Genomic DNA, 21,816 nt, shown 5'->3' with positions numbered 1-21,816 from the left:
TCCCAAGTCGGTAGGGGCCAGCTTCAGCGCGTCCGAAGGCGATTAATCGCACTTCGGACGCGCCCCTACCAGTAATTGCGGCTAATTGCGGCCTTTTTTGCAGCAGTTTCAGAGGAATGAATCACACCCTTGGGCTGCATAGGGATTGTACGTAGCAATAAAATAGGACATGCTTAACCCCTTCAAGACGGTCGATACATTGGCGCATACTCAAAGGGCCATTGATAAAGGCGATGTCCCGATGCCCCTGCTCCAGAAGATGCTGATAATGTCTGTTTGTTTACTGCTGAAGAGAAGCATAGCACCAGCTATAGTATGCCATTATGCAAAGCTGACAGCCAGGATTGTAGAGTCTATAGTTGATGTGAAAAACGATAAAACGCAATTTATGCCAGCTTTACCCTTGACAAAACTATTGTGTGTTGATTATACTTGTTTTATTGAAACGTTTCAATACAATGTTTGTCGGGACATTTTTCTTTCACCTTATTTGCAAAACATACACTTCGAACTTCTAATTGGCTGAGGCTACTTACAAAGGGGAGGTTGTATGAAACCTTCTGAGCTCATTGTTGAACTCATAGGCGTAGCCAGGCAGTTTGGAGCGATTCAGGCTCTCAAAGGCGTTGACCTGGCGCTCTATCCAGGGGAGGTGCATGCCCTGGTCGGAGAGAACGGAGCAGGCAAGAGTACACTCGTAAAGATGCTTGCTGGCGTTTACCGGCCCGACATGGGTATGCTCAAGATGGATGGAGAAGTTATCGAGCTACGGAACCCCGCCCAGGCGCAGGCCCTGGGTATCGCTGTTATCCACCAGGAACCAAGCCTCTTTCCCGATCTCGACGTGGCTGAGAATATCTTTATGGGCCGCCACCCGCGTGACCGCTTTGGACGCGTGGACTGGCGACGCATGTACGTTGAGGTTGACCAGCTGCTAAATAGGCTTAATGTCCAGTTGAGCGTACGAACTCTCGTACAAGGCCTCTCGGTCGCGGATCAGCAACTTGTGGAGATCGCCAAGGCGCTCTCACTGGATACACGCGTCCTGGTGATGGATGAGCCTACAGCGGCGCTTTCACCCCACGAGGTGCAGGAGCTTTTCAAGATCGTGCGACAGTTGCGCGAGCAGGGGGTGGCGATTCTCTTTGTCAGTCATCGCCTGGAAGAGATCGCAGAACTGGCGGATCGTGTGACGGTTCTGCGGGATGGCGAGCATGTCGTTACCGCGCCCGCCAGAGAATTGAGCACAGAAGACCTGATCCGGCATATGGTGGGTCGCGAACTGGGGGCGCTCTTTCCCAAAAGCGAGGCTGTGATTGGCGAGGTCGTACTCGAAGTACGTAATCTCACGCGTGCCGGTGTCTTCCGCGATGTAAGCTTTACCCTCAGGCGTGGCGAGATTCTGGGCTTTGCGGGTCTGGTGGGTGCGGGCCGTACCGAGGTCGCACGCGTCCTCTTTGGCATTGACCGAGCTGATAGCGGCACGATCCTGCTCCGAGGTCGCGTGATTAAGATCTCCTCCTCCAAGGCGGCCATGCGTCATGGGATTGCCTATGTACCCGAGGATCGGCATCAGCATGGGTTGGTACTGGATTTCAGCATCGCCAGGAATGTGGCGTTGCCGCTACTCGATCGGCTCTCCAGGCTGGGCCTGGTTGATCAACGCCGAGAGATGGAGCTGGCGAAGAGCTATGCCGAGCAACTGCATGTGCGTGCCGCGGGCCTCAATCAACTGGCCAAAGCTCTCTCGGGCGGCAATCAGCAGAAGGTGGTCCTTGGCAAGTGGCTGGCGACCGAGCCAGAGATTCTGATTCTTGATGAGCCGACGCGTGGCATTGATATCGGCGCTAAGGCCGAGGTGCATCGCATCATTTCGGAACTTGCGGGACGCGGATTGGCGATTATTTTGATCTCTAGTGAGCTGCCAGAGGTTTTGGCGATGTCTGATCGCGTGCTGGTTATGCACGAGGGGCATGTCAGCCAGGTCTTCACACGTGCCGAGGCGAATCAGGAGAAGGTTATGTTTGCTGCAACGGGGCAGGTGGCTGTATGAGCACAACAAGTACCAAACTGGAGAAGCCGCGCGCGCCAGTGCGGGCCAGTAGTAGCCGTTTTGTGAACCTGGTGAGCCGGATGCGCGAGCTTGGCCTGCTGGCGGTTCTGCTGCTGATCGTGATTGTAGTAAGTGTCCAGGTGCCGCGCTTTCTAGGGTTGGACAACCTGGAGCAGATCCTGCTTTCAATCGCGATCCTGGCTATTGTAGCTGTTGGCGAAACCATGGTCGTGCTCACGCGTAACGTAGACCTTTCGGTTGGCTCCATTGTTGGTCTGACGGCTTATATCGCCGCGAACATACTCAAGAATAGTCCGAGCACCAATATCGTACTCATAGTCTTATTGGGCTGTATCGTTGGCCTGGCGCTGGGAGCAGTGAACGGCCTGATAGTGGGCTGGGGGCGTGTACCAGCTATTGTCGCTACCCTGGGCACGCTCTACGTCTTTCGCGGCCTTGACTTCATGATGGCAGGTGGCAACGAGGTCACAGCCTACCAGGTGCCGGATAGCTATCTCGCCCTGGCAACGACAAAGATTCTGGGTGTGCCAGCGCTAATCATCTTTGCCGTGGTCGTGGCTCTGATCTTCACCTTCCTCCTACGCTACAGCCGCTCTGGTCGCCAGCTTTACGCCATTGGGAGCAATCCCGAGGCTGCCTCGCTGATCGGCATTCGCAGTAACTGGCTGATCTTCGGCACTTTTGTGCTCTCGGGTTTGCTGTGTGGCCTGGCGGGCGTGCTCTGGGGAGCGCGTTTTGCCACGGTCGATGCGCGTGCCGCTTCGGGGCTGGAGTTACAGGTGGTCGCGGCGGTCGTGGTAGGAGGCGTGAATATCTTTGGTGGCTCGGGCACGATCCTGGGCGTCATTCTGGGCGCCATTATTCTGGGAACCATCGATAACTCCCTGACGCTGCTCAAGCTCTCTCAGTTCTGGCTCCAGGCTATCGACGGGGCCGCGATCCTGGCGGCGGTTACCCTGGACGCCTTTATCACGCGTTGGATACGGCGCAGATTGCTTGCACGGAGGCAGAGATGAACTGGCTACGGAAAAATGTTGGCTCATGGGAGGCCCTGTTGCTAGTCCTGTTAGTGCTGGTAATGATCCTTGGTAGCTCGCTTTCACCATACTTCCTGAGCTTCTCTAACTTTTCGCTGATGGCCAGCGACGTGATGGAGAAGGCCATCATGGCCCTGGCTATGACGCTCATCATCGTAGCGGGCGAGATTGATCTCTCTGTGGCCTCGATTCTGGGCCTGGCAAGCGTGGTCCTGGGTGTCTGCGTACGCGCAGGATTGCCCATTGGCCTGGGCATGCTGCTGGTGCTGGTGCTGGGGGCGTGCGCGGGCCTGCTCAATGGAGCGGCGGTGACACGCCTGGGTCTGCCCTCGCTGGTGGTGACTCTGGGTACACTGGGGCTGTATCGCGGCCTGGCCTATGTAGTGCTTGGCGATCAGGCCGTAAGTGATTTTCCCGTGGCCTTTACCAACTTCGGCTTTGGCGTGGTTCCAGGTACCTTGATTCCCTGGACGGTGCTGGTCTTTATCGTGCTCGCGTTGGTCTTTGTGGTCATCCTGCATTGGAGCAGCTTTGGGCGCCGCATTTATGCGGTTGGCAATAATAAGGAGGCAGCACGCTTCTCAGGCATTCGCGTGGACCGCCTGAAACTGACGCTCTTTGTCATCTCAGGAGCCATCGCGGCGCTGGCTGGCATCCTCTTCACCGCGCGTTTCGCGAGCGCGCGGGCCGATAACGCGGTCGGCTTTGAGTTGGATGTAGTGACAATTGTGCTCCTGGGCGGTGTGAATATCTTCGGTGGTCGCGGGAGTCTGGTGGGCGTAATCCTCTCGCTCATCATTATAGCGATGCTACACAACGCCCTGGGACTCGCCAATATCAGTGGCGATATCCAGAACACTGTGATCGGCGTGTTATTGATCTTCTCAGTGCTTGGGCCAAATTTGGCACAACGCATCCAGGCTACCATAACCCGCAGGCGTCTCAAAGGTGCTACTGGCGCACGTGCGCCAGTAGCACCGAGCCACTAACTTTTTTACGCTTAACGTGTGTCACGAAGGAGGACAGTCAATGAAGCTGTTTCGCACACTTGGCCTCGGATTCATGGTTGGTATTTTGTTGCTTCTAGCGGCCTGTGGCGGTTCGTCGGATGGCAACGCGGGCGCTACTGGCGGGAACGGGACTTCACTAAACGTCGCGTTCTTACCGAAAGCCATCAACAATCCCTATTTCGACACCGCTGCCAATGGTGGCAAAGACGCGGCGGGTGAACTGAAAGGAACGTTCAAGCAGGTCGGCCCATCGAATGCCAGTGCTTCGGAGCAGGTGACGTACATTAACACGTTGACACAGCAGCATGTGAGCGCTATTGTTGTCTCCGCGAACGATCCAAACGCCCTGGCTCCCTCGCTCAAGCGGGCCATTCAGCAGGGCATCAAGGTCGTTAGCTATGACTCGGACGTTGCGCCCGATGCGCGCCAGGTCTTTATTAATCAGGCGAACTCTGAGGATATCGGGCGCATCGAGGTGCAGACGTTGGCCAAGCAGCTCAACTACACCGGCGATATCGCGATTCTCTCAGCAGCCAGTACCGCGACCAATCAGAATACCTGGATTCAGTTTATGAAGGACGAGCTGAGCAAGCCGGATTATAAGAATATGAAGCTTGTAAAGGTAGCGTACGGAAACGATGATGACCAGAAGAGCTTCAACGAGACCCTGGGCCTGCTGCAAGCCTATCCCAATCTCAAGGGTATTATCTCACCGACGACTGTTGGTATCGCCGCCGCTGCGCGTGCCGTCGAATCCGTAAATAAGGGTGGAAAGGTCCTGATCACAGGTCTGGGGACGCCTAACCAGATGCGTAAATATGTTAAGGATGGCACCTGTCCCTCCTTCGCCCTGTGGGATCCCGGTCAGCTTGGCTACCTGGCTTACTACGCAGCAAGTGCCCTGGTACAGGGTAAGATCAAGGGCCAGCAAGGCGAGAGCTTTGACGCTGGCAAGCTTGGGAAGAAGACTATTGGCGCGAACAACGTAGTCCTGCTTGGCCCGCCAACCGTCTTCGACAAGGACAACATCGACAAGTTTAATTTCTAGTAAAAGCGCTACTTACGTACGCGCCTACGCTGGGCGCTCGCACTCTGCCTGGGCAGCGTAGGCGCGTACGTAGCGCGGCTCGTAATCTGCGCGAGAAGCTGGAAGATGCCGCGATGGTGCAGATATTGATTACTCTCAAGACAATTTCTTCATCCGTTAGACTTTTGGGATTTGCAGCAAAGTTGGAATCAGGTGATCTTCGAGTATGGCGAATACGTCTATGTTCTTGAGGGTGATATTGACGATTATATAGATGGATACCACTGCTGGTTTAGAGTGAGAATAGAACGCTATATAGATGCGTGAGAGGCTGCTCTTAAGGCTGCCCGTCACATAATAAAGCAGAAGTACTCTGACCGACGCTGCTAAAGCACGCGTCTACATATAAGCACATGATATGTAGACGCGTGCTTTAGCAGCGTCGTGCCACCATACACTGCCCGGAATAATTAGCGCGATGAATCGACTCTCGATGTCGTTGGTAAAAGTGTAAGCAAAATTTGCTACATAGTGGCGTTGATATATAAATACTTTGATATAGATGAGGATATAGCGCATTGACAATTTTTGAGCATATAGATGAAATGGATCGGCGCAAATTTCTCGCGCTAGGTGCGGGCGGTTTATCCGCGTTGCTGGCGGCCTGCCAGAGTGAAGGCTCGGGTATTGTGAGCGCCGCTACGGCAACGCCTAAGGCGACGGCGAGCCCGACGAAGCCTCCGAGGCTGACTGATGCCGATTGGGTGAACCTGGGGAAGCGCCTCAAGGGAGAGCTGGTGCGGCCTGGAGACGGCAAATATGATGTCGCGCACCAGTTGTTTAATCCGCGCTTTGATAATATCAAGCCAGCCGGCATCGCGTATTGTGCCTCGCCCGAGGACGTGAAGGCCTGCCTGAACTTTGCCAGACGCTTTAACCTGCCCTTCACGCCTCGCTCGGGCGGGCATTCCTATGCGGGCTACTCCACAACCACTGGTTTGGTTGTGGATATGACGAAGCTGGGCGATGTCAATGTGGATACGGGCGCGGGGACCGCGACTATTGGCGGAGGCGCACGTCTGATCGATGTCTATTCCGCGCTTACCGATCAGGGGGTGATCATTCCCGCCGGCTCCTGCCCCTCAGTGGGCATCGCGGGTTTAACTATGGGCGGGGGTATTGGTGTTCTGGGTCGGAAGTATGGTTTGACCTCTGATAACCTCCTGGGGGCGCAGGTAGTGCTGGCCAATGGGCGGGTCGTTATCTGCAATGAGAGCCAGGAGCCAGACCTCTTCTGGGCCTTGCGTGGCGGTGGCGGCGGCAACTTTGGTGTTGTGACCTCCTTTACCTTCAAAGTACACCAGCTCTCCTCTGTGACGCTCTTTACGCTGGGTTGGTCGTGGGACAATGCCGGAGATGTCGTGAACGCCTGGCAGAACTGGGCACCCCAGGCTCCCGACGAACTCTGGTCTAACTGTCTGCTGCTAGCGACTAAAGATGGCCCGCTGGTGCGCGTAAATGGCGTGTATGTGGGAGACCAGGGCGCGGCCAACGCGCAGCTCCAGCAACTGATTGATCGCCTGGGGATCGGGCCGACGAGCCGCTATGTATGGCAATCTGGCGTGCGCGATGCCATGCTCTACGAGGCTGGTTGCTATGGCAAGAGCGTGGAGCAGTGTCGCCTGCCCAGCATGGGGCCTCAGGGCCAGGTACAGCGCGAGATCGATCTCTCCAAGGCCGACTACTTCACCAACGCGCTTCCGCGAGCGGGCATTAATGCCCTGGTCAACGCGATTAATACTCGCCAGGCCAACGGGAACTTCACGGGCGGAGGCATTGGCATTGATGCGCATGGCGGAGCGATCAACCGCGTCGCCGGCGATGCCACGGCCTTCTCGCATCGCAATGCTCTCTTCTCGGCTCAATATACCGCGACTTGGGAGCCAGGCGACTCGGACAGCCTGGTCGCGGCCAACCGCTCCTGGCTTAGCTCCACCTGGCAGGCCATGCGTTCCTATGCCACTGGCACCTCGTACCAGAACTATATCGATCCCGACCTGCCCAACTGGCAGCAGGCCTACTATGGCTCCAACCTGGCGCGTCTCAAACGCGTCAAGGCCACCTATGATCCCGGCAACTTCTTCCACTTCGCCCAGAGTATTCCACTGGCGTAATAAATTATTATGTAGGGAGCATGAACATGTGGCCTGGGCATTGCCCAGGCCACATGTTCATGCTCCCTACATAATATAGCAAGCCGCTTGCTTTCTATATCAGGGTTTGCTACAATGAAAAACAAGAACGCATATATACGTTTCTGTTTTGGTAGTCGAAAAGATGTAGGCACTATGTATGGGTCAGAGAGTTCCACGGCAGGCGAGAAGCCGGGCCAAATATAACGCAATACTTCAGGCCGCGCTTGAATTGTTTGGTGAGCGTGGCTATACCGAGACGACTATAGACGCAATTGTGGAGCGGAGTGGTGTAAGCGTGGGCGTGTTTTATAGTTACTTCGCCTCAAAGCAACAGTTGATCCTGGACCTGTTTCGTCAGGAGATGGAGGCAGATGATGACGGCCTTTTTGTGCTTCCCCAGCGCTTGCTAACCCTGCCCGAGACCGAGGCTTATATCTGGAAAATTCTCTACCAGAGAAGTGGTTTGCTGCGTGCGCGCCAGGAACTTTTACTGTTGGATCCTGAGTTCGCGCAGCATGAGCGCGCCTATCAGCAGCGCCGGCACGAGCGTTTGACGTGGGACCTGGAGCAGTTGCGCCAGGCGGGCTACATTCGCGAGGATATTCGCTGCTCGACCTGCGCCTGGATGCTGCTGGCGATTGTTTCGCGCCTAACGGATATGCTCGACGAGAAGAGCGAGCAGGAGATGGCGGTCGAGGTGCAGGCCGCCGCCCTTATGATCTATCACATGCTCCATCCCGATATAAAGGAGGAAATATAGATGCGAATCGTTGTTGATCTTAATCGTTGCCAGGGATATGCCCAATGCTGCTTCCTCGCGCCAGAGGCCTTCAAGCTTATTGGTGAAGAGGCACTTATGTATGATGCCAATCCCGACGAGGCCCTGCGTGAGAAGATTCTGCTGGCTGCCGCTGCTTGTCCCGTCCAGGCCATTTTAATAGAGAGAGTAGAGCGGTCAAAAGGTCATCATGAGGACAAGCAGAAAGAGCAGGCGCTCGTTAGGGAGGGAGCGTAGTATGACGCAGGTTGAAGAGAGTTTTAAGAAGAATGGCCATATTGTGATTGTGGGCGCCTCTCTAGCGGGTCTGCGAGCCGCCGAGACCTTGCGTAAAGAGGGCTTCATTGGCAAGCTGACGATGATTGGCGATGAGCCGTATGAGCCATATGACCGTCCGCCGCTTTCCAAACAGGTCTTGAGTGGCTGGATACCGGCAGACCACACGACCCTCCCGCGTTTGCAGCCCCTTGATGATGTGGAGTGGCGGTTGGGTGTGGCCGCGACCGGGCTGGATATAGCAAATAAGCAGGTACAGCTTGCCAATGGTGAAACAGTTGCGTTTGATCGCCTGCTGATCGCGACGGGGACGCGTGCTCGCCCCTGGTTCAAGGCCAACGAGGCAGCGTTGAAGGGCGTGGCAGTCCTGCGCACACGTGATGACGCTCAGTACTTACGCCAGCTCCTGGGCCAGAAGCCGCGCCGTGTGCTGATCATCGGTGCGGGCTTCACCGGCTCCGAGATCGCCTCGGTCTGCATGGACCTGGGTTTATCTGTCACGGTCGCAGAGCGGGGAGAGTCGCCGTTGTTCGGCGCGCTGGGCGGTGAGATTGGTTCTGTAGCGGCCCAACTGCAACGTCAGCGCGGAGTAGACCTGCGCTGCAATACGATGGTTTCCTCACTGGAGGGAGACGCGAGTGGACGCCTGCGCGAGGCGCATTTCTCCGATGGTAGTTCGCTGGATGTAGATGTGGCGATAGTCGCCCTGGGCGCGGTCCGCAATACCGAGTGGCTGCAAGATTCAGGGCTGGCTGTGGGGAAGATGGGCGTAACCTGTGATGCCGGTTGCCGGGCTTTCAACATCAATGGTATCGTTACTGACGATATCTTTGTGGCGGGCGATGTCGCGCGTTTCCCTCATCCCTGGTATGGCTATCAGCTTGTCGCGCTGGAGCACTGGGGGAATGCCGTAGCCCAGGCTGAGGTTGCCGCGCATAATATGCTCAGCTCCCAGGCCGAGTGTCGTCCCTACCTGACCATTCCCGCCTTCTGGTCCCTGCAATTCGGCGTCAATATCAAGTGCGTGGGTCTGCCATCATTCGCCGACGAAGTAGTAATCATGCAGGGGTCAGTAGAGAAGCGCCAGTTCGTGGCTGTCTACGGTTACCAGGGCCGGGCGGTGGCGGCGGTCAGCTTTGATCATGGAAGATGGCTCCCATTTTATGAGAAGCAGATCGCGGCCGCCGCGCCCTTCCCGCCAGAGTCGCCCTCCTTCGACATACCTACCACGCTCCAGCCGGTACCTGCCCGCTTTCCGCATGTGCTTGTATAGAATTCTGGGGTATGAGGGTGTGATATGTGCTGGCAGCCACAGGCTGCCAGCACATATCACACCCTCATACCCCAGGCGAGCGCCGCAGGCGCGAGAAGTCATGTGATTAGGTAAATAGAAAGACAGAGAAAAGATGATAACAGAAGCAAGCTTGTTTCAGCAGATAAATGACTATGCCAATCGTGCTAATCCCTATCCACTCTATGCTGAATTGCGTAAGACGCCTGTCCTACGCGAACCGGATGGGAGCTATCTCGTCAGTAGCTATCGTTTGATCACCGCGCTGCTGCATGATCCACGCCTGAGTTCGGATGTGCGCAAGCGTTCACCGGAAGATCCCAAGGCCAAGACGGCGCTGGCCAATCCCTATCCCGTTCCCTTCCTGCGCTTGGACCCACCCGATCATGATCGCCTGCGCCGTATGGTATCGCGCCAGTTTGGTCCGCCGCATACGCCAGATATGATCGATAACATGAAAGGTGAGCTAGTGCAGATCGTAAATGGCCTGATTGATGGCTTTGAGGGCAAAACGCGCATCGATATCGTCGATGACTTCGCCTATCCCTTCCCCGTGACGGTAATCTGCAAGCTGCTTGGCGTACCCCAGGAGGACGAGGCCCGCTTCCATGTTTGGGCGGAAGCTATCGTGGCCTCGCTTGATCCGCAGCCCAAGGCGAGCGGGCATGATGGGCCTATGAATGTCCAGGAGGCTTTAAAAGAGATCGGCCAGTACATGAGCGAGCTGATAGATGCCCGGCGCAAGCAGCCAGGCGAGGACATGCTCTCCCGGCTTATCAACGATGACGGACCTGAGGGTCAGCTCACACCCATGGATCTCGTAACAACCTCGGTTCTGCTACTGATCGCTGGTCATGAGACCACCGTCAACTTGTTGACTAACGGTGTGCTGACCCTCTTGCGCTACCCCGATGTGCTTGAGCGCCTGCGCAAAGAGCCTGAGCTGGCTGTGTCGCTAGTGGAAGAGCTGCTGCGCTATGAGCCACCCGTGCAGTTTAACTCGCAGCGTACTGCTATTGCTGACATAACAGTCGATGGGGTAACGATTCCTAAAGGCTCGCCCGTCTATCTCATGCTGGCCGCTGGCAGCCGCGATCCCGAGCGCTTCCCTGACCCCGAGCGCTTCGTTCCTGACCGCGAAGATAACCAGCACCTGGGCTTTGGCAGTGGCATCCACTACTGCTTTGGTGCACCCCTGGCGCGCCTCGAGGTCCAGATCGCGCTCAATATCCTGTTCGGACGCGTCATCAATCCCCGCCTCGTGCTTGATCCGCCTCCCTATCGCCAGAATGCCGTCCTGCGTGGCCCCCGCCACCTACCGATTGACATCGATGGTGTGAAGACATAATTCTGATAAAAAATGTGGTATGAAAACGCCAGAGGCGTTTTCATACCACATTTTTTATCAGAATGACTATGGTATGCTATAAAGAATGTGTTTCTTTTAACATGTGAGGACGCGATGGAAACAACCTTGAAGGAGGCGAAGAGCATCCTGACGCCGCAGCGCAAGGGCTTCCTGGCGGGCGGACCATACCCCTTCACGCATGCCCTCTCGGCCTATGTGGGGTGTGGCTTCGGCCGAACCACCTGTGGCATGTACTGCTATGCCCAATTCCTGCCCAACTGGTCTTTTGGTAGCAACGGAGCGGCATGGGGCGACGCGGTACAGGTAAAGACGAACGCCGCCACCTTGCTGGAGCGAGAACTCAAGCGTATGTCGCCCGATGCGCGCAGGCGCCTGCGCATCTTTATGAGCAGCACCACCGATCCCTACCAGCCACTTGAGCGGACATATGAGGTAACGCGCCAATGCCTGGAGGTCTTCGCGGACTTCCCCGACCTGGACCTGCTGGTAATTCAGACGCGTTCGCCCCTGGCGGAGCGTGACCTGCCCCTGCTAACGCGTATCCCCTATGCCTGGCTCTCCGTCACCATCGAGACAGACGACCAGGCGTATTTAAAGCAGCTAAGAGGAGGTCCCGCGCTGGAGAAGCGTTGGGAGCTTGTGTGGGAGGCGAGTCAGCATGGTGTGCCTACCCAGATCACCGTCAGCCCCTGCCTCCCCTATTCCAGTGTAGAACAGTTTGGTGAGCGCCTGCTCACCAGCGAAGCGCGGCGCGTCATCGTAGATACCGTCGTAGATGGAGACGGCTCTGGAGGCAGGCGTACCGCGCATAGCCCCTTTGCCCATGTGGAGTCCAGCTGGTCTGAGACGAGCGCGGCCCACCAGCTCTACACATATCTAAGTGAGCGAGCAGGGGAGCGTGAGATAGAGCTCGGCTGGAGCAACGCTGGCTTCTGCGGTATCGCGCCGTGGGAGCTGCGCAGTTTCTACCTTGACAGGTGAGATTGTAAACAGCTATAAAAATTATAGCAGATAGTTATTATTGGTTATGGACCCAGAAGCGAGTATTTTTGGAGGTACCCATCGATGGCGAATGATTCGCTGACCCCTTCCTTGAGTTCTACCCGGCAGTATGCTGCGTTGATCCGCGAGAACATTGCGCGTGTTATTGTTGGTAAATCAGAGATCGTTGATCTTTTGCTTGTCGCGCTGCTCAGCAATGGACATGTGCTCCTTGAAGATGTACCCGGCATGGGGAAAACGGTCCTGGCAAAATCGCTGGCGCGTTCGCTCAATGCGGCTTTCCAGCGTATCCAGGGAACACCTGATTTGCTCCCAACTGACATTATTGGTGTCAGCTATTTTGACCAGAAGCAGAACGAGTTTACTTTTCGTGCGGGACCACTCTTCTCACAAATCCTCCTGGTAGACGAAATTAACCGTACGACCCCACGCACCCAGGCGGCTCTCCTTGAGGCGATGGCCGAACGCCAGGTCACAGTTGAGCGCGAGAGCAGACGTCTCCCCCAGCCATTTTTGGTCATTGCGACGCAGAATCCGGTCGAGCTTGAGGGAACCTTTCCGCTGCCAGAAGCGCAGCTTGACCGCTTCTTCCTGTGGGTTCAGATGGGCTATCCCAGTGAGGAGGAAGAACAGGCCATTCTCCATCGCTTTAAGCAGGAGGAGCCACTGGACACGTTACAGGCCGTGGTGAGCGGGGAGGAGTTTCTTGCTTTGCAACAGGCCATTCGCCAGGTGCAGTGGCAACCCGTCGTTGAGCGCTATCTCCTGGCGCTGGTCCGTAGTACGCGCTCGCACAAGGACATCCAGTTGGGCGTGAGTCCACGCGGCACGCTGGCGCTCTATCGTGCCTGCGAAGCCTATGCCGCGATCCAGGGGCGCGATTTTGTCGTGCCGGACGATGTTAAGTACCTGGCTCCCTTTGTCCTGGGCCACCGTCTCATGACCACGCATCGTAACCGTATGCGTGGCAGGCGCAACGCGGAAATTATTGCTGAGATCATCCAGACAACACCTGTTCCCACCGAGGAAATTCCTTCGGTGCTTGCCCCGAGGTAGCCAGGCAATGAACATACAGGACGCTTACGAAGCTAATTTCTATCGGGAGATCCTTAAACAGCGCCGCTCCTGGTATCTTGTGGCCTGCATTCTTTTTGTTGTGAGCGGGCTCAGCCGTCAGCCGCTTCCACTGCAAGCGGGCGTTTTCACGCTCGTGATCGCGATTGTCCCGGATCTCTACTTTCGCTACGCGCTGAGGCACCTGCTTGTCCGCCAGCGTGTAGACCGGAAGAAGCTTTTCCTGGGGGAACAAGTCACGCTGACGATGAGCATCGAGAATCGCAAGTGGTTGCCCCTCCCCTGGGTGCAGATGGATAATACTATTTCTCCCCCACTTGTGGTCTTGAAGCAGGCAGAGACAAGGCTCCAGGTAGCCCCGCGCGAAACGTTCACCAGTTCATGGCTGCTATGGTCCTACCAACGTGTGACGCAGCGTTTTACGATGAGCGCTTATGTGCGCGGTTGCCATATTTTTGGGCCGCTCAAGCTGCGCTGCAGTGATCCCCTGGGTTGGCTGGAACGCGAGCTTCTTCTGCCTGCCAGCGAAGAAGTAGTGGTCTATCCGCTGATCGCCCCGCTGGAGAGCCTGGGCCTCCCTTCAAAGTTCCTGATGGGCGACTATATCGGGCCACGTCAACTGCTTGAAGATCCGCTCTGGTTTGCCGGTATTCGCGCCTATCAGCCGGGCGACGATTTGCGCCGCATCGATTGGAAAGCGACCGCGCGCATAGGTGAGCTATGCAGCAGAATCTACGAGTCGACTACCCGGCGCCAGCTCTTACTCTTGCTGGATACCCGCGCCTATTCGCCTCAACTCCAGGGACCCGATAGCGCTCTTCAGGAGTTTTGTATCTCAATGGCCGCCTCATTGGCGATGTGGGGACTTGAAGAGGGGTATAAGGTAGGCCTGCTCGCCAACTGTGCGCTGGCAACGCCCAGCCATGCACTCAGCTCTGTAGTCAATACTGACCAGGAAGGAGATGCAGGGACGGCAGGTATGTCCAACGCGGTAGACTACTCTGTGCCAGGGGTGAGCGTTCCCTTTGGCCTGAACTATGAGCAAGCTGAGGATCTCTTGACTATGCTTGCATGTTTGATCCCTGATCAGCACATGCCTATGGAGTATGTGCTTGAAAATGGGTATGAAATGTTTGCGCGGGGTACCACTATCCTGCTGATCAGCGCTACCCAAACGCTCAGTGAAGACACGCTTGAACTGCTTCAGGAACAGCAGAGGCATGAGTGCGCGGTCCATCTCGTGTTGGTCGGGGAACCAGAGGAACGACGAGAGCTTCCAGGAATTGAGGATTTTTCCTGCTACTATCCTGGGGGAAAGGAGAAATGGCATGAAGTTACCCACGCGATCAACGATGCGCAGGGAACGCTCGTCGGTAGGAGCGCAGTTCACCTCCAATTGGATTGAGGTTCTTGCAATCCCTGTTGCTTCAGCCATCATGGAGGCGCTGCCCATCGCCCTGGCGTTCCAGGTCCTGGTCGAGAAGATTTTCTTTGCTTCCAACGCTCAACTTGAGCTTAACGTTGCCAGTGTGGCACTCGTATTGCTTGGTCTGCACTGGTGGATGCTGTGGCGACGTACAAAAGCTGCAGCAGCCAATGCATCAAGAATACGTATTCAGCTCATGCATATACTGAGCGTACTGGTCGTCTTTGCGTTTTTGCTGTGGACGAATCCCGCTTTTGCCGAAGACTCGGGCGGTTGGACGATCATGCTGTTCCTGACCGCCGTGGTCTGGTACCGCAGTTATTCCCGTACGCGGCCCGACGAGGAGACGAATCAGCTTGTGTGTGGCTTAAAGTTTGGCTTCCTGCTCCTGCTCGGTGTAATGGTTTTTGCGCTCGCCGAACAGTCCATGGGCTCTCCGGACCTGAACCGCACTTTGATGACCGATCTCCCCATTTTCTTCCTCTCAGGCCTGCTGGCTCTCTCATTTAAACGTCTCAGCATCCTTAAGCAAGAGCAAGCACGGCAGAGCAAGGGTCCAGGCAGTTTTAAGACAGGAAGGTGGATTACGGGTCTGGCGCTCACCTGGGTGGCCGTGATTATTGGCGGTATTGCCTTTGAAGCCCTTCCGCCCGAGGTGTTAGCCAGCGTGGTCAATGTAATTCTGGGCCTGTTTATCTCGCTTCTGAGCCTACTGGCTTATCTCTTTAGCCTGCTCAATTTTGGGAAGGCTTCACAGGGGCCATCTCTACCAGACCTATCCAAACGCCAACTTCAGCCACCATCTTCCATCCCGGTATTGCATACCCCTCCGCCAACTACTCTTGCCTTGCCTCTTACCCTGATCGGATTTGTCTGTGGCATTCTCCTGGTTGTCATACTTATGCTGGTCATACTCAAAAGGAGGGTGCACGAGACAAATGCAGGGGAAGGAAACGAGGTGCGCGAAAATCTCGATAAGGAGAAAATTCAAAAAGAGCGGCGGAAGGAGCGCAATCAGCGGACCAAGCTTGAGGCGCTAGATCCCTCATCCGCGCGTGCGCGCTACCGTGAACTCCTCACAGCCATGGCGACGCAAGGGCTGCCACGCCGTGCTGACGAGACGCCCGCTGAATATCAGGCCCGCCTGTTGACTCTCACTCAGGTCTTGCCTGAAGCGGAGGAGCAGCAAACGCCAGCGGATCAGGAGATTCTTGCGGCCTTAACCCAGGACTATACCCGCGAGCGCTATGGCGCGAAGCCGCTAACCCCTGAACGCCGGGACTACCTACGCCAATGGCTGCCATCATTGCTGCGACGCCTGGTAAAGTAGCGGAGAATAGAGCGAGCAAGGGCGGCCAGATACGCATAATGGTACCTGGCCGCCCTTGCTCGTGCTTGTCTCTTTAGTTCAAGAAGTCCTTGAGCTGACGGCTGCTGTAGGATTGGCGTAGCTTGCGGAGCGCTTTGGCTTCGATCTGGCGTACGCGTTCGCGGGAGAGATGCAGGTTCTCGCCGATCTCGGCCAGGGTGTGCTCTTTGCCATCCAGAAAGCCAAAGTGGTACTGGATGATGTGGCGCTCGCGCTCGTTCAGCTCGTCGAGCACATGCGCGATCTGCTCCCTGAGGATGTTGCGCGTAGTGATGTCGGCTGGCGAGGCTGTGACCTGGTCCTCGACGAAGTCGCCCAGGGAGCTATCTCCATCGTCACCAACAGGCGACTCCAGGCTGATGGGCTGCTTGCCTGCCTCCAGGATATCGTAGACGGTATCTATGCTGATATGCATGCGCTCCGCGATCTCCTCGGCACTTGGCTCGCGTCCCAGTTCCTGAAAGAGCTGAGAGCTGGTGCGGTGCAGGCGGTTGACGGCCTCGTGAAAGTGGACCGGCAGGCGGATGGTGCGGGCCTGGTTCGCGATGGCGCGATTGATGGCCTGGCGAATCCACCAGGTGGCGTAAGTGCTGAACTTATAGCCCCGGGTGTAGTCGAACTTCTCGACGGCGAGCATCAGGCCCGCGTTCCCCTCTTGAATGAGGTCTGCCAGGGCCATGCCACGTCCCATGTACTTGCGCGCAATGCTTACGACCAGGCGCAAGTTGGCTTCAGTCAGGCGGTCGCGCGCATTCTGGGCCGCGTCCATGATCGCGTGCTCTGGTGGGACCTTGAGTAGGCGTGCGCGCTCCTGCTCCAGCTTGCCGCGCTCGATCTGCTGTGCCAGCTGCACCTCTTGTTCGCCGGTCAGCAGGGGAACGCGACCCATCTCGCGCAGGTAAGTCTCAAGGGTATCTCCAGGTTCGCCCGCGGCCTCTATAAGGGCGGCGGGATGACTGGACTTCGCTGTATATGTAGGAACAGGCTCTTCCTCTTGCAGAGGCTCCTCTGTTGTGTCTTCAGCCTCTTCCTGTTCTTCGTCCTCATCCAAAGCGTCCTCCTCGTGAAGGAGTTCGGCCTCGTCCAGGTCGAAATCGTGCTCCTCCTCACCTGGTTTCGTCGTAAAAGGAGACTCCTGAAGAGGGAGTAAACGTGTCATATTCTTCTCATGATCTTGAAGTAACATTGCCATAGGCGGGTCTCCATATTGATAAACGCACAATAAAATAAGGCAATGTGTGCGCGTGCTTTTCGCTCAATGTATTACGGTTTAGCTATTGATTATAGGTTGGTCGGTCTTCATCTAAATATCGGCAGGAATAGCGGAGTCCTTAAGTACATATCGTTCGTAAGTGCACCCCCGTACCAGGAAGACAGGTCGGGCGCGATACAATTTCGACACAATTTCTAAATGTCTGTAGCATAAGCAGGTGGAAGGATAGGTGCTTTTAGCATTTGCATAGTAGAAAACACCTGTGGGGTTAAATTTATTCCACCTCTAGACAACAATGACGCCCTCTCTCCGCCGATGGGTAAGTTTTCTCCTATATATTATACTATGAACTTCAATTTTTATTCCTTTAGCGTTACCTTAGTACTTATTTTTCCATGTGTTTATGCTTTATTAGAGATAGATGTTTGCTTGGTTAGAGAATGGTAAGTTGGGGGAATGTGTGGGGACACCCCACGCCCCGGCAGGAGGGAGACCCTCCTGCACCTCCCCTGGATGTGGTGAACACACCTGTTTGAAAGAAGTGGAGGATTGATGATACAAGGTAAGCGCTGGCTTTCTTCAGGAAAGGCCCTGGTTGTGCTCTGCCTGGCCCTTTTGCTGGGGGCACTCTCCTTCGGTGGGTATACGCCTCTTGCCAGGGCGGTAGCGCGTGTTGAGCCGACACTCGTGACCTACTTTTATCCCTCCTCAACAGTACAGGCCACCGCCTCGGGTTATTGTTGGATTGGATCGCTGGCTGCCTCGCGCAGTGATGCCTGGCGGTGTGCTACCGGCAATATCATCTATGATCCATGCTTTGAACCAGTCGCGTCCAAGTCTGGAAGCCTGGTCATTTGCAATCCCAATCCCGCTACGGGGCAGAAAGGCATTCGGGTAAACCTGAATCAGCCTCCGCCTCGGGCGGAAGCCTATAAGGGACAAGGCACTCAGGCCTGGCTGCTTGTGCTTGCCAATGGCTCATTCTGCTCCTTCCTCACCGGTGCCACTGGCCTGGTAAATAATCAGCGCATCGATTATGGCTGCTCCGATGGCTCAGTCGTGATTGGTCTTCCGCAAACAGGAAAGGTCTGGATGGCAAAAGTGCAGGCTCCTGGGAGCAACACGCTAAAAGATGTGCCTGTAAAAGAGGCATGGCTATGAAAGGATGTGATCTATGTCAGGCACCTGGCAGGCGCCTCGTCGCCCATCGCGTAGCTGGCTTCAGGTCTTTTTTCTCGGTTTTCTACTATTCGTTTTAACCGTGGTAGTTATGGCCTTGACGAGTAACTCAAACCTTTATCCCACCGTGATCGTGATCGGTAACTTTCTCATTCCGGTCGTCTTTGTCGCTTTCCTGTACGATCATCAGCACATCACATCGCTTTCGCCAGAGCAAATTGCCAAAAGCTTCTGCCTGGGTGGCGTGCTTGGGGTGCTGGGCGCGTCGATACTTGAGGCGCTATTGCTTCCACCACAGACCAGCCCTGACCAGGAGCTCTCATTTCGTAGTGGCTTATTGATTGGCCTCATTGAAGAGGGATGTAAAATCCTGGCTGTGATCTTCCTCGCGCGTAAGATGCGCCACGACTCACCCATTGACGGCTTGCTGCTCGGCGCGGCTGTGGGCATGGGCTTCGCGGCCCTGGAGAGCACGGGCTATGCCTTCAATGCCTTTATCTACAGTAAGGGCCATTTTAGCGCGTCTATCGTAGAGACGATCCTGCGTGGCCTGATCGCTCCCTTTGGGCATGGCACATGGACCGCCATCCTGAGCGCCGTCCTCTTCCACGAGAGCGCGCCCCATCGTTTTCGTATCACAATTCCCGTCATCCTGGTCTTTGCCTTCGTCGTGGTGCTGCATGGAGCCTGGGATGGCCTGCCCCATTCGCTCTACTTCGTGGTTCCCCCAGGTTTCCCCATCTCGGTCGCGACCCTCATTATCAGCATCCTCGGCATCGGCGCACTCGTAGTCGTCTACAAGCACGCCGAGAAAGAACGCCTGCCCGAGCAGAAGTAAAGAAGATGATATGAGGTGAGGATGTGGTTTGCGATCCGCAAACCACATCCTCACCTCATATCTCAATGGAAGAGCGGTGTTTGTTGCCATGCTGTGTATAATAGGAAACTGTAGTGTAATGACTTGCTGGCCTGATCATTAACCAAAATTTTTAAGCGATAGGCCAGGTGGACTTTGTATATTTTGTATATTTATCTATTAAAAGCTATGAGAACGTGACTCTGCCGAAGCTGTGTGTGCGCTGTGGTAGGGACCCGCTTTAGCGCGTCCAAATGCCATTCATGGCAGTGCGGCGCAAGCCAAAGCCTTGTAGCGGGCAACAGACATTCCAGCGACCGCCATAGTGCAATGGGACGTTTTGGGCTGCGCCCACAGGCGATCAATCGCCTTCGGACGCGCTAACGCTGGTCCCTACCGAGGGGGGGCACGTTTCCAGCGGAGTTATATATTGAAAGGATTCATTGCGTATGCAGCAAGCTATAGAGCAGAATTCGCAGCAGGAACCGCAGGCATCTTCTAGCATGGGTAAGAGCGGTTGGGCGAGGCGTAGAGAGGAACGCGAGGCGGCCAGACTTGCCAGGCAGCTAGCTAAGACAGCCAGGAAAGACCAGGCGGCATCCCTCAACGCGTTTGATGTGACACGGACGGAGCCTGGAAGCTTCTATGAGCAGGCCATTGAATGGACGCATCGTGCCGACAAAATTATCAACCTGGTGCTCGGGTATCTGCTGGCAATCGCTTCGGTCCTGGGCTTTATGGATGTGCTCTCAAATGGTGAGGTCCTGGGCCATGTACCTTTCCTCTTCTATATCTGGCTTCTCATCATGGGCCTGGGCGTTGACTTCCAGATCCTGTTGGTGATCGGGCGCGTTCCCGACCTGGCGCGTATGGTTGGGCACCCGGTGGGCAAATGGGTGCTTGTGACCTTTAATATTGTTTTCCTGGCCTTCCTCGCTTATGTCTCAATTGTCATTGGGGCTGTCTTTACACAACATCGCGATGTGCCGGGAACCATAGCGCAAGCCATGCAAATGCTGGGCATCAACTCAACCAGTTTTGTCTATGAACGCGCGGCCCTGGCGACCTGCCTGCTGATCCTGATGGCTATTGATCGCACGATGGAGCGCTGGCGGATGCAGATCGCGGTGGGAAATCGGCAGCAGCAGCTTGAGAAGCAGCAGGCGCAGATCAGCGAGGTGGAGACACAGGTAGAGAGCGTCCAGCCAGCGCAAAACGTGCAGACTGGCGAGCTCACACAGGTGGTTCAGGCCATGCAGGAGATGAACGCGCAGAACCTGGCGGCCATGCAGGCCATGAACAACGAGATGCTCAATCGCTTCTCCCAGGTCACCGTTGAACTGGTGCGCGAGACAATTGAGCGGACCGTCGCCACTGTTGCCCTCCCCTCTGCGGAGTTGCCTGCCCTGCCCGCTGGCAAGGCCGAAGACGAGGCCGCAAGCGAGTCGCACCCCTCCCTAAACGAGCAGAACCTCTTTGAAGATGAGCCAGGGCGCACAACAGAGGCTTTGAGCGCAATTGATTTCAAGTTTCGTGGCGCTCAACCATTTACGCCAGATTACGGCAAGCTTATCGCGGACATGTACCAGGAGAATCCTGATCTGAAAGTGACGGATATCGTTGATGAGCTGAGGTGCGCTCGCAGCACTGCCACCAAATGGCTCAAACGCGTCAAGGAAGAGGCATAGGGTCAAGGGAAGAGGCATAGATGAATACAAAAATGCGGCGCTACCTGATGGTTGGAGGAGTACGCCTCTGTTGTGTGGATTTTGGCGGGGATGGTCCGCCGGTACTGCTTCTGCATGGTCTCGCGGGACGGGGGCTGGAATGGCGGGAGAGCGCGAGCTGGCTACGAGAGCACTATCACGTCTACGCTCTGGATCAGCGCGGGCATGGCATGAGCGACAAGGGCTTAAGCGACTACTCACGTGATGCCTATGTCGATGATGTGATAAACGTTATTGAACAGCTCCAGATTCAGCCAGTATTGCTCATCGGGCAATCTATGGGCGGGCAGAATGCCTATCTCGTGGCCTCGCGTCGACCAGATCTTGTGCGTGGCTTGATTGTAGTTGAAGCCACGGTCAGCCCCAATCCCGATAATCCTGATGTGCAAGAGGTAATCCGTAAGTGGCTGCATAGGTGGCCCCTCCCCTTCCCCTCCCTTGCCGATGCCAGGGCATACTTTGGAGGTGACACTCTCTATGCTCAGACCTTGCTGGAGATCCTTGAGGAGCGCAGTGATGGCTTCTGGCCCCAGTTCCACTTCGAGGATATGATCAGTTCAGTGGCCGACCAGGGGGTACACGATTATACGGATGAGTGGCTGCGCATCCAATGCCCGACTCTGCTTGTGGGTGGTGAAAAGAGCTTCCTTCCGCAAGAGAAGCTACGCGCCATGGCTCAACAACTCCCTCATGCACGCTATGTCCAGATCGCGGGCGCGGACCATGATCTTCACCTGAGTCAACCTCAGATCTGGCGGCAGGAAGCCGAAGCGTTTCTGCGCAACCTGGACCATATCCGCTAGCCAATTCGTGTACCAGTATAGTGATGTGATTCACAACCTGTAGGGTCCATGCTTGCATGGACTTCTCTCGCCGAGAACAAACTTGGCTGGTGAGCAAGAGTCCATGCAAG

General features: G+C 55.8%; 18 protein-coding genes. 17 read left to right on the top strand and 1 reads right to left on the bottom strand.

Translation table 11 applies throughout. The features are described from left to right. Positions 1-550: 550 nt before the first annotated feature. From KTE_RS31165 to KTE_RS31105, 13 genes are all read left to right on the top strand, one after another. Complete coding sequence (locus tag KTE_RS31165; RefSeq protein WP_201388414.1) at positions 551-2,053, top strand: sugar ABC transporter ATP-binding protein; 1,503 nt, start codon at positions 551-553, stop codon at positions 2,051-2,053. Further along, complete coding sequence (locus KTE_RS31160) at positions 2,050-3,090, top strand: ABC transporter permease (RefSeq protein ID WP_201388412.1); 1,041 nt, start codon at positions 2,050-2,052, stop codon at positions 3,088-3,090. Before KTE_RS31165 ends, KTE_RS31160 begins: the two co-directional genes overlap by 4 nt. Beyond that, positions 3,087-4,100 (top strand): ABC transporter permease, encoded by a 1,014-nt coding sequence (locus KTE_RS31155; protein ID WP_201388410.1) that lies wholly within the window; start codon positions 3,087-3,089, stop codon positions 4,098-4,100. The genes KTE_RS31160 and KTE_RS31155 overlap by 4 nt, the downstream gene beginning before the upstream one ends. A 40-nt stretch (positions 4,101-4,140) precedes the next feature. Further along, positions 4,141-5,169 carry a rhamnose ABC transporter substrate-binding protein gene (gene rhaS / locus KTE_RS31150; RefSeq protein ID WP_201373413.1) on the top strand — a complete coding sequence of 343 codons (1,029 nt, stop codon included), beginning with the start codon at positions 4,141-4,143 and terminating at the stop codon, positions 5,167-5,169. A gap of 557 nt (positions 5,170-5,726) precedes the next feature. Further along, positions 5,727-7,322 carry an FAD-binding oxidoreductase gene (locus KTE_RS31145; RefSeq protein WP_201388408.1) on the top strand — a complete coding sequence of 532 codons (1,596 nt, stop codon included), beginning with the start codon at positions 5,727-5,729 and terminating at the stop codon, positions 7,320-7,322. Positions 7,323-7,500: 178 nt separating this feature from the next. After that, positions 7,501-8,103: a TetR/AcrR family transcriptional regulator gene (locus tag KTE_RS31140; protein WP_201388406.1), complete on the top strand. Its 603-nt coding sequence runs from the start codon at positions 7,501-7,503 to the stop codon at positions 8,101-8,103. Beyond that, on the top strand, positions 8,104-8,358 hold the full coding sequence (locus KTE_RS31135) for a ferredoxin (RefSeq protein ID WP_201388404.1): 255 nt from the start codon (positions 8,104-8,106) through the stop codon (positions 8,356-8,358). Between the two features lies 1 nt (position 8,359). Continuing rightward, positions 8,360-9,670, top strand: coding sequence for an NAD(P)/FAD-dependent oxidoreductase (locus KTE_RS31130; protein ID WP_201388402.1), 1,311 nt, complete (start codon positions 8,360-8,362; stop codon positions 9,668-9,670). A 136-nt stretch (positions 9,671-9,806) separates the two neighbouring features. Next, entirely contained in the window at positions 9,807-11,036 is a 1,230-nt protein-coding gene (locus KTE_RS31125; RefSeq protein ID WP_201391040.1) for a cytochrome P450, read from the top strand. Between the two features lie 114 nt (positions 11,037-11,150). Beyond that, positions 11,151-12,038, top strand: coding sequence for a radical SAM protein (locus KTE_RS31120; RefSeq protein ID WP_201388400.1), 888 nt, complete (start codon positions 11,151-11,153; stop codon positions 12,036-12,038). Positions 12,039-12,122: 84 nt separating this feature from the next. Next, positions 12,123-13,115: a MoxR family ATPase gene (locus tag KTE_RS31115; RefSeq protein WP_201388398.1), complete on the top strand. Its 993-nt coding sequence runs from the start codon at positions 12,123-12,125 to the stop codon at positions 13,113-13,115. Positions 13,116-13,122: 7 nt separating this feature from the next. Further along, positions 13,123-14,538 (top strand): DUF58 domain-containing protein, encoded by a 1,416-nt coding sequence (locus KTE_RS31110; protein WP_201388396.1) that lies wholly within the window; start codon positions 13,123-13,125, stop codon positions 14,536-14,538. Further along, a complete protein-coding gene (locus tag KTE_RS31105) occupies positions 14,462-15,889 on the top strand; it encodes a DUF4129 domain-containing protein (RefSeq protein ID WP_201388394.1) in 1,428 nt (475 codons plus the stop codon). The genes KTE_RS31110 and KTE_RS31105 overlap by 77 nt, the downstream gene beginning before the upstream one ends. A 73-nt stretch (positions 15,890-15,962) precedes the next feature. On the opposite strand, the gene KTE_RS31100 is transcribed toward KTE_RS31105, so the two are convergent. Next, positions 15,963-17,120 carry an RNA polymerase sigma factor RpoD/SigA gene (locus tag KTE_RS31100; RefSeq protein WP_201388392.1) on the bottom strand — a complete coding sequence of 386 codons (1,158 nt, stop codon included), beginning with the start codon at positions 17,118-17,120 and terminating at the stop codon, positions 15,963-15,965. A gap of 573 nt (positions 17,121-17,693) precedes the next feature. Here KTE_RS31100 and KTE_RS31095 point away from each other — a divergent pair. The 4 genes from KTE_RS31095 to KTE_RS31080 all read left to right on the top strand — a co-directional run bounded on the left by KTE_RS31095 (position 17,694) and on the right by KTE_RS31080 (position 21,706). Beyond that, positions 17,694-18,302 (top strand): hypothetical protein, encoded by a 609-nt coding sequence (locus KTE_RS31095; RefSeq protein ID WP_201388390.1) that lies wholly within the window; start codon positions 17,694-17,696, stop codon positions 18,300-18,302. A gap of 13 nt (positions 18,303-18,315) precedes the next feature. Beyond that, positions 18,316-19,158: a PrsW family intramembrane metalloprotease gene (locus KTE_RS31090; protein ID WP_201388388.1), complete on the top strand. Its 843-nt coding sequence runs from the start codon at positions 18,316-18,318 to the stop codon at positions 19,156-19,158. A 467-nt stretch (positions 19,159-19,625) separates the two neighbouring features. Beyond that, complete coding sequence (locus tag KTE_RS31085) at positions 19,626-20,864, top strand: hypothetical protein (protein ID WP_201388386.1); 1,239 nt, start codon at positions 19,626-19,628, stop codon at positions 20,862-20,864. A 20-nt stretch (positions 20,865-20,884) separates the two neighbouring features. Next, the gene (locus KTE_RS31080) at positions 20,885-21,706 is read left to right on the top strand and encodes an alpha/beta fold hydrolase (protein WP_201388384.1); all 822 of its coding nucleotides are present in this window, start codon (positions 20,885-20,887) and stop codon (positions 21,704-21,706) included. Positions 21,707-21,816 lie beyond the last annotated feature (110 nt).

This window comes from Ktedonobacter sp. SOSP1-85 (assembly GCF_016587415.1).
In the GTDB taxonomy this organism is placed as follows: domain Bacteria; phylum Chloroflexota; class Ktedonobacteria; order Ktedonobacterales; family Ktedonobacteraceae; genus Ktedonobacter.
The sequence above is the reverse complement of the archived record's forward strand: the minus strand, read 5'-3'. Positions and strand labels throughout refer to the sequence as shown.